This window comes from Paraburkholderia silviterrae (assembly GCF_004353915.1).
Lineage (GTDB): Bacteria > Pseudomonadota > Gammaproteobacteria > Burkholderiales > Burkholderiaceae > Paraburkholderia > Paraburkholderia silviterrae.
Window position 1 is genome coordinate 163332 of sequence record NZ_SMRP01000008.1, and the last position, 11982, is coordinate 175313.

Genomic DNA, 11982 nt, shown 5'->3' on the forward strand with positions numbered 1-11982 from the left:
TCGATTGTGTCTGCCATCCGGGCTGGCAGCGCTCACCAGTCGCTGCCGCTGGCCATCAAATCCCGCCACACGAGACGGCAGCGGAAAGCGCGGCCAACTCGACGGTATAATCACCGTTTCCCTGTAAAAAAGCGGGCCTGCTGAAGCTGGCGCAGCCCGTGAGCGTCGTGCCCGTGCTGATGTCCGAGCCGCGCACGACCGGCCCGGCAGCACCTTACCAGGCTGAACCCAGGCCGAATCCGCCCGAATCCGCGTTCCCCATCCACACCATGCTCGAAAAATACGTTCCCTCCGACGTCGAATCCGCTGCGCAAGGCGAATGGCGCGAGTCCGACGCTTACCGGACGGCCGAAAAGGCCGACAAGCCCAAGTTCTATTGCGTCTCGATGCTGCCGTACCCGTCGGGCAAGCTGCACATGGGCCACGTGCGGAACTACACGATCAACGACGTGATGTACCGCTATCTGCGCATGAACGGCTACAACACGTTGATGCCGATGGGCTGGGACGCGTTCGGCATGCCCGCCGAGAACGCCGCGATGGCCAACGGCGTGCCGCCGGCCAAGTGGACTTACGACAACATCGAGTACATGAAGGGCCAGATGCAGTCGATGGGTCTCGCGATCGACTGGTCGCGCGAGCTCGCCACCTGCAAGCCCGACTACTACAAGTGGAACCAGTGGTTCTTCCTGAAGATGCTCGAGAAGGGCATCGCGTACAAGAAGACCGGCACGGTGAACTGGGACCCGGTCGATCAGACCGTGCTCGCCAACGAGCAGGTGATCGACGGACGCGGCTGGCGCTCGGGCGCGCTCGTGGAAAAGCGCGAAATCCCGATGTACTACCTGCGCATCACGCAGTACGCCGATGAGCTGCTGGGCGACCTCGAAGGTCTCGGCTGGCCCGAGCGCGTCAAGATCATGCAGCAGAACTGGATCGGCAAGAGTTTCGGCGTGAATTTCGGTTTTCCGTACGAGCTCGACGGCGAAAAGAAGCTGCTGCGCGTGTTCACCACGCGCGCCGACACCATCATGGGCGTGACCTTCTGTGCGATCGCGGCCGAGCATCCGCTCGCCACGCGTCTCGCGCAGGACAAGCCGGAGCTGCTGCCGTTCATCGACGAATGCAAGCGCGGCGGCGTGGCCGAAGCGGATGTGGCGACGATGGAGAAGAAGGGCGTCGACACGGGCTTCACCGTCACGCACCCGATCACGGGCGAGCAGGTGCCGGTGTGGATCGGCAACTACGTGCTGATGAGCTATGGCGAAGGCGCGGTGATGGGCGTGCCGGGCCACGACGAGCGCGATTTCGCGTTCGCGAAAAAGTACGATCTGCCGATCAAGCAGGTGATCGCCGCGGAAGGCGAGACCTACTCGCTCGACGCCTGGCAGGAGTGGTACGGCGACAAGGAACGCGCCGTCTGCATCAACAGCGGCAAGTTCGACGGTTTGAGCTACACGGCGGCCGTCGATGCGGTCGCGGCGGACCTCAAGGCGCATGGCTACGGCGACAAGCAGGTCACGTGGCGTCTGCGCGACTGGGGCATCTCGCGTCAGCGCTACTGGGGCACGCCGATCCCCATCATCCATTGCCCGAGCTGTGGCGACGTGCCGGTGCCCGAGCAGGATCTGCCGGTCGTGCTGCCCGAAGACCTCGTGCCGGACGGCACGGGCAACCCGCTCGCGAAGTCCGAGGCGTTCCTGAACTGCAAGTGTCCGAAGTGCGGCGCCGATGCGAAGCGCGAAACCGACACCATGGACACGTTCGTCGACTCGTCGTGGTACTTCTACCGCTACGCGGCGCCCAATGCGGCGACCATGGTCGACGAGCGCACCGACTACTGGATGCCGATGGACCAGTACATCGGCGGCATCGAGCACGCGATCTTGCACCTGTTGTATTCGCGCTTCTGGGCGAAGGTCTCGCGCGACCTCGGCCTCGTGAAGTTCGGCGAGCCGGCGAAGAACCTGCTCACGCAGGGCATGGTGCTCAACGAGACCTTCTACCGTGAAGACGCCTCAGGCAAGAAGACCTGGTACAACCCGGCTGACGTGACCGTCACGCACGACGACAAGGGCCGCCCGCTTGGCGCGACGCTCAATAGCGATGGCCAGCCCGTGGTGCTGGGCGGCGTCGAGAAGATGTCGAAGTCGAAGAACAACGGCGTCGACCCGCAGGTGCTGATCGACCAGTACGGTGCGGATACCGCGCGTCTGTTCACGATGTTCGCCGCGCCCCCCGAGCAGCAGCTCGAATGGTCGGGCGCGGGCGTGGAGGGCGCGAGCCGCTTCCTGCGCCGCGTCTGGACGTTCGGCTACGCGAACGCCGAGGCCATCAAGTCGCGCGCGTCGTTCGACGCCGCCGCGCTTGCCGATGTCGAGAAGACGCTGCGCCGCGAAGTCTACGGCGTGCTCAAGCAGGCCGACTTCGACTACCAGCGTCTGCAGTACAACACCGTCGTTTCGGCGGCGATGAAGATGCTCAACGCGATCGAAGCCGCGAAGGGCGCCGGCGCGGGCGTGCAGCGCGAGACCTTCGGCGTCTTGCTGCGCGTGCTGTATCCGGTCGTGCCGCACCTGACGTTCGAGCTCTGGAAGGCGCTCGGATACGCCGACGAATACGGCACGCTGCTCGACGCGCCCTGGCCCAAGGTCGACGAAAAGGCGCTGGAGCAGGCCGAAATCGAACTCGTGCTGCAGGTGAACGGCAAGGTGCGCGGCGCCGTGACGGTCGCCAAGGATGCGGGCAAGGACGCGATCGAAGCGGCCGCGCTCGCCCACGAGATGTTCGCGAAGTTCGCCGAAGGGCGCGCGCCGAAGAAGATCATCGTCGTGCCGGGCCGTCTCGTGAACGTCGTGGTCTGACATGACGTGCTGGCACATGACGTGCCGGCGGTGGCGCGCGATCGACGCATCGTGCGCCGCCGCCGTTCTGAACCAGGGAGTCCAGGTGATTCGCAGATCGTTCCTGTTACTGGCGGGCAGCGCGCTGATGCTTTCGGCGTGCGGGTTCCAGCTGCGTGGCGAGCAGAACTACGCGTTCAAGCGCCTCGCCGTCGTTGGCGCGTCGGCGCCCGTGACGGCGCGTCTGACGCGCATGATCGAAGGCGGTAGCGATTCGGTCGTGGTCGACTCGGCGGCCAATGCCGACGCGGTGCTGCGCGTGAGCGAATCGCGCAGCTTCAGCACGCTCACGCTCAATTCGCTCGGCGTGGTCGAGGAATATCAGGTCAACTATTCGCTGAACTACACGCTCACGGCGACGGACGGCTCCCCGCTGATCCAGTCGAGCGCGATCGCGCTGAACCGCGCCATGACCTATAGCGACCAGTACTCGACTGCGAAGGTGTCGGAATCCGAGCTGCTCTTCGCCGACATGCAAAACGACGCCGTCGACCAACTCACGCGCCGTCTCGCAGTCCTGAAGACGCTGCATCCCACGCCGGCCCAGGTCGTGCCGGGCGTCGCGCCCCGCGCGCCGCTGCCGCCGCCGCCGCTGTGATGCGCGTCTCGTCCTTCTTCTAAAGCGCTCTTCATGCAACTGCGACTGGACGCACTCGAGCCGCACCTCGCCAAAGCAATGGCGGGTTTGTACGTCGTCTACGGCGACGAGCATCTGCTCGCCCAGGAAGCGTGCGACCGCATTCGTGCGAGCGCGCGCGCCGCGGGTTTCACCGACCGCTCGGTGTTCACGGTCGAGCGCGGCTTCGACTGGAGCGCGCTGATTGGCGCGAGCCAGTCGATGTCGCTTTTCGGCGATCGCCAGCTGGTTGAGTTGCGCATCCCGTCGGGCAAGCCCGGCAAGGAAGGCGCGGACGCGCTCAAGACGCTCGCCGCGACGGCCAAATCGGCTGCGAATCCCGACGTGCTCACGCTCATTACGCTGCCGCGCCTCGACGCAGCCACGCAAAAATCTGCGTGGTTCACGGCGTTGGCGGACAGCGGCGTGGCGATCAAGATCGACCCGGTCGAGCGCGCGGCGTTGCCGAACTGGATCGGGCAGCGTCTGGCCCAGCAGGGCCAGCGCGTCGCTTCAGGCGAGGACGGGCGGCGCGCGCTGCAATTCGTCGCGGAGCGGGTGGAAGGCAACCTGCTCGCGGCGCATCAGGAAATCCAGAAGCTCGGGCTGCTCTATCCCGAAGGCGTGCTGAGCTTCGAGCAGATTCACGACGCCGTGCTCAACGTCGCGCGCTACGACGTCTTCAAGCTCAACGAAGCGATGCTCACCGGCGATGCCGGGCGGCTCGCGCGCATGCTCAACGGGTTGCAGGGCGAAGGCGAGGCTTCGGTGCTGGTGCTGTGGGCCGTTGTCGAAGAGGTCCGCACGCTGCTGCGCATCAAGCGCGGCGTGGCGGCGGGCAAGCCGCTCGCAATGCTGCTGCGCGAGAACCGCGTTTGGGGGCCGCGCGAGCGGCTCATCGGGCCGGCGCTCTCGCGGCTGACAGAGGCGACGCTCGAGCGCGGCCTCGCGCTCGCGGCGCGCCTCGACCGCCAGGTGAAGGGGCTTTCGGGGCAATCGCGCGGAGACTGGCGCAATGCGCTGCCGCCCGATGCCTGGGACGGCCTGTTCGAACTGGCGATGACGGTTGCCGCGCCGCGCGACACCGGCGCGCCGGCGCGTTCGGCTGCACCCGCGCGCGGCGCCGCAGCATCGGGGCGTGCCCAGCCAGGCGGCGCGAGCCCAGCCGCTGCGGCCGCGGCAGCGGCTGCCGCGTCCCGACCGCGCACCGCAGGGCCGGGACGCAGGCCAGGCTAGTTGTGCTGGCCGGGCCCATTCCGGCACCTGCTATCGGCATCGCCAGCGGGCGCTTTGCGCCGTTTTCGCCAGTCCACCATGCACCGCCACTCGCGCCCGCCGTCAGGGCGCGCGCAGCAAAGCTGGCCCGCTGGCCTTAAAATCGACCTAACCTGAACCGCGCAGCCTCACACCGCATCGACCGGGCGCGCCGCATCACGACAGAAACCATGGATATCGACCAGTACATGACCGACCTCGGCCGCCGCGCCCGCAAGGCTTCGCGCGCGATGGCCCGGGCCTCGACGGCTGCAAAGAACGCTGCGCTCGAGGCCGTCGCGCAAGCGATCGAACGCGAGGCGCAGCAACTGAAGGACGCCAACGCCCGCGACCTCGCGCGCGCGAAGGAGAAGGGCCACGACGCGGCGTTCATCGACCGCCTCACGCTCTCGGACAAGGCGCTCAAGACCATGGTGGAAGGCTTGCGCCAGGTCGCGGCGCTGCCTGACCCGATCGGCGAGATCAGCAACCTCAAGTTCCGCCCGAGCGGCATTCAGGTCGGCCAGATGCGCGTGCCGCTGGGCGTGATCGGCATCATCTACGAATCGCGCCCGAACGTGACCATCGACGCCGCGGCGTTGTGCCTGAAGTCGGGCAACGCCACGATTTTGCGCGGCGGCTCCGAGGCGCTCGAGTGCAACACGGCGCTCGCGAAGTTGATCGGCGAGGGGCTCGCGGCAGCGGGCCTGCCGCAGGACGCGGTGCAGGTCGTGGAAACCGCCGACCGCGCGGCGGTGGGCAAGCTCATCACCATGACGGAATTCGTCGACGTGATCGTGCCGCGCGGCGGCAAGAGCCTGATCGAGCGCCTGATGGCCGAAGCGCGCGTGCCGATGATCAAGCACCTCGACGGCATCTGCCACGTCTATGTGGACGACCGCGCCGATCTCTCGAAGGCGCTTACCGTCTGCGACAACGCCAAGACGCACCGCTACGGCACCTGCAACACGATGGAGACGCTGCTCGTCGCGCGCGGCATCGCGCACGAAGTGCTGCCGCCGCTCGGTCGGCTCTATCGCGACAAGGACGTGGAGCTGCGCGTGGACGCGGCCGCGCGCGCGATTCTCGCGGATGCGAACGTCGGCCCGCTCGTGGACGCCACCGAAGAGGACTGGCGCACCGAGTACCTCGCGCCGGTGCTGGCGGTCAAGATCGTCGACAATCTCGATCAGGCCGTCGAACACATCAACCATTACGGCTCGCATCACACCGACGCCATCGTGACCGAAGACCACGACCGCGCAATGCGTTTCTTGCGTGAAGTGGATTCGGCAAGCGTGATGGTGAACGCCTCGACGCGTTTCGCCGACGGCTTCGAGTTCGGCCTTGGCGCGGAGATCGGCATCTCCAACGACAAACTGCACGCGCGCGGCCCGGTTGGCCTGGAAGGGCTGACCTCGCTCAAATACGTCGTGCTGGGCCACGGCGAAGGGCGCCAGTAATCGAGCGCTGCGCGTGCCGCACAAGGCACACGCATCTCACTCGCGCCACGCCCTGCGCAGGTCCCGTATTCATTACGCCGATAACAACAAGGATTGCCGATGCTCTGGGTCAAGACGTTTCACATCGTTCTGATTGCCTCGTGGTTCGCGGGCCTGTTCTACCTGCCGCGCATCTTCGTGAATCTAGCGATGGAAACCGAGCCCGCGGCCATCCAGCGCCTGCTCATCATGGCGCGCAAGCTCTACCGCTTCATGACGCTGATCGCCGTGCCCGCGCTGCTCTGCGGGCTGTGGCTGTGGCTCGTGGTGGGGATCGGGCGCGGTCAGGGCTGGATCCACGCGAAAGTGGGCGTCGTGGTCCTGCTCATCGTCTATCACGCGTATTGCGGACGTTTGCTCAAGACCTTCGAGCGCGGCGAGAACCGCCGCTCCGACAAGTGGTACCGCATGTTCAACGAGCTCCCGGTGCTCGGCATGCTGGCTGCGGTGGCGCTGGTCGTCATCAAGCCTTTCTGAGTTCGCTCTTTCCCATTCCTGCCCAGGCGGGCAGCCTGTCGATCCGGAGTTAGCGCTTCAGCGTCTGCTCGGGTCCCATGCAAAGCGCGTGCTCCGGACCCATGCAACATGGGTTGCTCAGATGCTGCCTGATTCCTTGCGGCGCATGCGCGCGCCCACGACACGCCAGCCATCCTCTCGCTTCATGAAAACGTCGGCGAAGCGGTATTCGATCGGCCGAAAGCCCCGCGCAGGCGTATAGCGGTTGATGCCTGTGACGACGGCCAGATCGCCGAGCACCTGAACGCGCACATCTTCCAGCACTTGCGAGCCGCCCGGAGGGAGCGCAACCGCGGCGAGCAGGTCGCGCTTCGAGCGATGCGTGCCATTAGGCAGGATTTCGAGGAATTTATCGTCCAGCAGATCGTTGAGCATGGAACGGTCGCCGTTGGCGGCCGCCTGGGTCCACTGGTGTTCGAGAATCTGCAGCTGGATGGCTTCGTTCGTGACAGGAGCGCTTGGGACGGAGGCAAAAGCGGCGGTGGCCGCCACGCACGCGGCGGCGAAGGCGAACAGATGTTTCATGACGTTTCCTATGTTGATACGGCGAACCAGTTGGTTCGCAAAGACGGGAAACGATCGAATGATCACCAGCCGTGGCTGGCTAAAGAGGCGCTGAGCGCGAAGGCCGCGCGTGACACGTAGGGAGTTGTGTCTGCGTTTCCCGACGTAAAAAGTATATTTATCTTACAGATCGTCAGACATAGGACGAATCTCAAAACCAGTGCGCGAAGACGCAATCCACGTCGGAAATATGCAACACGATCAATGTGCGGCATTACGTCGCAATCTGCTGACGATGGGGTTTATTTGTCAAATTGAGTGTGCTGGTATTTCCGGATTAAATATCTGAAATTCAGAGTAGGAAATTTCTTGTTTTAAGGAATATTCCTGGTGTTGCGGAGTGCACATAAGAATTTGTAGGATTGTGCCGACAAATGAATTGTGCGTGTGCTATCACCCATGAATATCTATTACCCAATCGAGCGATAATTCTCAGTTAAATCTGTAGTCCATGGGTTATTTTTTGCTCGATGGCCCCACCCGAATTGAGTGATTTGTCAGGATCCGTTAGAGCCCAGGTGGCCTTGTTTTGTGCGGCTTCTGCGCCTTTTGCCATGGCTTATTTCTTTGGGAATTTTCTTATATTCGCTGTTTTGCCTGATTAATAGAGTTACGCCTTGTTAATGCCTCTTGGGCATTTGGGTGAAGCTGAAAATTCTCAGTTAATTCTGACAGCTTTGATTTTTGGCACCCATCGGAAAAGCGAGCCTTTCTATCGGGTAGCGAGTTTTCCGGCTCAAGGGAATTGCATTCGGGCGATTTTGAATCTGCCCGCAATGCGCCTGCGTGGACTGCGTAGGCGTCGGTTGAGATCCCGTCTTTAATCAAGGTAAGGCAGAGAATGAACAAGACATACCGATCAATCTGGAACGAATCCACGGGGACGTGGGTTGCCGTGCAGGAAAACGCGCAGGCACGCGGCAAGAAGTCTTCGACGCGCGTTGCGGTCGCTGCGGTTGGGATGGGCTCCGCGCTGGCTGCTTCGGGCGCCTTCGCGCAAGCAGCCGTCGGCAACGGGGGAGTCGAGCTCTGTGCAGCCAATCAGTCGACGCCCGGCGCTGCTTACGGCTTTAAGGCAAGCACGACGAACCTGAGCTGTACCGGAAGCGCCAGCGCACCCGCGTTCGCGTTTTCGCTGAACAACGCAAGCGATACAACCGGCGGCAACGGCTTCGGCGCTTCGACCGCCCGCGTGACGGGCTATTCGAACGGCCTGCTCGAACTCAAGGGCGCGGGCAACATCAGCATGCTTAACACCGTCACCATGAACGGCAACAAGATCACGAATCTTGCGGCCGGTACGGTGAGCGGCACGAGCACGGATGGTGTCAATGGTTCGCAGTTGCACAGCCTTGCGAGTTCGACGGCTAGCGTGTTCGGTGGCGGCTCGACCGCCAATGCCGACGGCTCGGTCAGCAAGCCAACCTATACGGTTGCGGGAGCGACGTACACGGACGTCGGGTCGGCTCTTGATGCCATCAACGGCACCTCGGGCGCCAACGGGGTCCAGTACGACACGTCGAAGCACGATCTAGTGACGCTGGGCGGCTCGGGATCGACCACGCCGGTGGCGCTGCACAACGTGGCCGATGGCAACGTGGCGGCTGGCAGCACGGACGCTGTGAACGGCGGTCAGCTGTTCGGCGTGAGCCAGGACGTCAAGAACATCAGCAATGACATCACCAAGGTCCAGAACACACTGACCACTGCGGGCCATGGCGCGCAGGCGGCTTCGTCGGATCCCAACGGCTACACGTTTGGGGGCTTCATTGCCGATGCGAGCGGGAATGTGAGCAATCCCGCAGTGCTCTACGTGCCGAACACCATCGGTACGGCGAATTCGCAGATCGTGCTCGATCCGGGTCAAGGCAACAGCCTGTACCCCGTGAGTGCCGACCGCGCCGGCCCGTACTTGCCGAAAGGCACGGTTATCAGCAACGTTGCAAATGGCGTCCTGCTGACGGATGCCGCCAACGTTGGCCAGGTGGCGGATATGATCGCGGCGCAAGATTCCGTAGGCCAGCCGGGGCCCAGGCTGCTCCGGGCCAGCGGGAAGCTGGGCGCTTCGTCGGGTTCCGGGGTTGATACTTCGGGGGCGAACGGGGCGCCGTACAGAACTGCGGCTTACTATTCGCAGATCCGGGGCGCCGCCAACAATTTGGGCTCGTATTCGCCGACCGACACTCCGCGCGCGAACGGCGCCGGTAGCATCGCCATTGGCTCGAACACGGAGGCGGACGGCAGCGGGAGCATGGCAGTAGGCATCCAGTCGCTGGCGTCGGCAGACGACTCGGTGGCACTGGGCTCAGGTTCCGTGTCGAACGTGGCGAACACCGTTTCGGTGGGCAGTGACGGGACGGCTACGCGCGCGGTGGTCGACGCGAATGGCGTCACGAGCTATGTACAGAGCCAGGCCAACACTCGCCGGGTTGTGAATATGGCGGCCGGCCAGAATAACACCGATGCGGTGAACGTTTCGCAGCTCAAGGGTGTGACGGATGCGCTGGGCGCTGGCGCGGGCGTGAAGGCAGACGGTTCGATTGCCGCGCCGAACTATGCCGTGGCAGACAGCAGTTATTCGGACGTGGGTTCCGCGTTGGCTGCCATGGACGGCAAGGCTCACGCGCTTTCGGATAGCGCAGTGAAGTACGACACCTCGGCGCATAACAAGGTGACGCTTGGTGGTGCCGGCACCACGAGTGGCACGGTTGCGCTGACGAACGTGGCGAACGCCGCGCTGAATGCATCGAGCACGGATGCGGTGAACGGTGCGCAGCTGTTCGCAACGAACCAGAACGTGTCGAACCTCGCAGGTGATGTGACCAGCATCGCGGGCGACGTGACGAACCTGTACGGCAAGGTGGCGGATGCGGTGCTGTACGACTCGTCGTCGCACGACTCCGTGACCTTCGGCGGCAAGGGTTCGACCACGCCGGTGGCGCTGCACAACGTCGCAAACGGCGTGGTGAGCGTAGCGAGCCTGGACGCGGTGAACGGCTCGCAGCTTTACGGTCTGGCATCGAGCACGGCAACGGCATTGGGCGGCTCGACCGTCGTGAATCCAAATGGCTCGATCAGTGCGCCGAGCTATGACCTTTCGGGCACGACTTACCACGACGTTGGGTCGGCACTCGACGCAGTCATGGATGTGGCGAAGGGCGGCAGTCCGGACGCAGTTGTGTACGACACGTCGGCGCACGACAAGCTGACGCTGGGCGGCACGAAGGCTACGGCCCCCGTTGCCTTGATGAATGTGGCGAATGGCACGCTGGACGCATCGAGCACGGATGCAGTGAACGGTGCACAGCTGTTCGCGACGAACCAGAACGTGTCGAACCTCGCGGGCGATGTGACCAGCATCGCGGGCGACGTGACGAACCTGTACGGCAAGGTGGCGGATGCGGTGCTGTACGACTCGTCGTCGCACGACTCCGTGACCTTCGGCGGCAAGGGCTCGACCACGCCGGTGGCGCTGCACAACGTCGCAAACGGCGCGGTGAGCGTAGCGAGCCTGGATGCGGTGAACGGCTCGCAGCTTTACGGTCTGGCATCGAGCACGGCAACGGCATTGGGCGGCTCGACCGTCGTGAATCCGAATGGCTCGATCAGTGCGCCGAGCTATGCCCTTTCGGGCTCGACTTACCACGACGTTGGGTCGGCACTGGATGCCATCAACGCGAAGGCCGGCACGGGTTCGCCGGACGGCGTGCAGTACGACACGTCGGCACACAACAAGGTGACGTTTGGCGGCACGACGGCTACGGCACCCGTTGCTTTGACGAATGTGGCGAACGCCGCGCTGAATGCATCGAGCACGGATGCGGTGAACGGTGCACAGCTGTTTGCGACAAACCAGAACGTGTCGAACCTCGCGGGTGATGTGACCAACATCGCGGGCGACGTGACGAACCTGTATGGCAAGGTGGCGGACGCGGTGCAGTATGACTCGTCGGCGCACGACTCCGTGACCTTCGGTGGCAAGGGTTCGACCACGCCGGTGGCACTGCATAACGTGGCGAACGGATCGGTGTCCAATGATGCGGTGAACGTCGCGCAGCTCCAGGCGATGGGCGCGGACATCGACAGCTCGGGTAACGTGACGAATGCGTTCGTGGCGTACGACGACACGTCGAAGAGCAAGATCACGCTGGGTGCCGATGGTGCGACCACGCCGACGACGCTGACCAATGTTGCCAATGGCCAGCTGAGCGCGTCGAGCACGGACGCGGTGAACGGTGCACAACTGTTCGCAACGAACCAGAACGTGTCGAACCTCTCGGGCGACGTAACGAACCTGTATGGCAAGGTGGCGGATGCGGTGCTGTACGACTCGTCGTCGCACGACTCCGTGACCTTCGGCGGCAAGGGCTCGACCACGCCGGTGGCGCTGCATAACGTGGCAAACGGCGTGGTGAGCACGGCGAGCCTGGACGCGGTGAACGGCTCGCAGCTCTTCGGCCTGGCCGACTCGACGGCCAGCGCGCTTGGCGGCAAGACGAAGGTTAACCCAGACGGCACGATCACTGCCCCGACCTATGTCGTTCAAGGCAGTTCGTACAACGACGTTGGCTCGGCGCTTAGTGCAGTCGAAGCGTACGCAGGCGGCGGTTCTGTTGACGCGGTGATG

Annotated in this window: 7 protein-coding genes; 6 read left to right on the forward strand and 1 reads right to left on the reverse strand. The window is 64.0% G+C overall.

Translation table 11 applies throughout. The features are described from left to right. Window positions 1–269: 269 nt before the first annotated feature. The 5 genes from leuS to EYW47_RS18125 all read left to right on the forward strand — a co-directional run bounded on the left by leuS (window position 270) and on the right by EYW47_RS18125 (window position 6752). Window positions 270–2864: a leucine--tRNA ligase gene (gene leuS, locus EYW47_RS18105; protein WP_133196325.1), complete on the forward strand. Its 2595-nt coding sequence runs from the start codon at window positions 270–272 to the stop codon at window positions 2862–2864. 85 nt (window positions 2865–2949) lie between these two features. Beyond that, on the forward strand, window positions 2950–3501 hold the full coding sequence (locus EYW47_RS18110; protein ID WP_133196209.1) for an LPS-assembly lipoprotein LptE: 552 nt from the start codon (window positions 2950–2952) through the stop codon (window positions 3499–3501). A gap of 33 nt (window positions 3502–3534) precedes the next feature. After that, complete coding sequence (holA, locus tag EYW47_RS18115) at window positions 3535–4755, forward strand: DNA polymerase III subunit delta (protein WP_133196210.1); 1221 nt, start codon at window positions 3535–3537, stop codon at window positions 4753–4755. Between the two features lie 209 nt (window positions 4756–4964). Continuing rightward, window positions 4965–6236 carry a glutamate-5-semialdehyde dehydrogenase gene (locus tag EYW47_RS18120; protein ID WP_133196211.1) on the forward strand — a complete coding sequence of 424 codons (1272 nt, stop codon included), beginning with the start codon at window positions 4965–4967 and terminating at the stop codon, window positions 6234–6236. Window positions 6237–6335: 99 nt separating this feature from the next. Further along, window positions 6336–6752, forward strand: coding sequence for a CopD family protein (locus EYW47_RS18125; protein WP_028216196.1), 417 nt, complete (start codon window positions 6336–6338; stop codon window positions 6750–6752). Window positions 6753–6869: 117 nt separating this feature from the next. Here EYW47_RS18125 and EYW47_RS18130 read toward each other — a convergent pair whose 3' ends face one another. Further along, window positions 6870–7316: a nuclear transport factor 2 family protein gene (locus EYW47_RS18130; RefSeq protein ID WP_133196213.1), complete on the reverse strand. Its 447-nt coding sequence runs from the start codon at window positions 7314–7316 to the stop codon at window positions 6870–6872. Between the two features lie 880 nt (window positions 7317–8196). Here EYW47_RS18130 and EYW47_RS18135 point away from each other — a divergent pair. Continuing rightward, window positions 8197–11982: ESPR-type extended signal peptide-containing protein (locus EYW47_RS18135; protein WP_276322953.1), on the forward strand; the 3786-nt coding region annotated here is incomplete at its 3' end.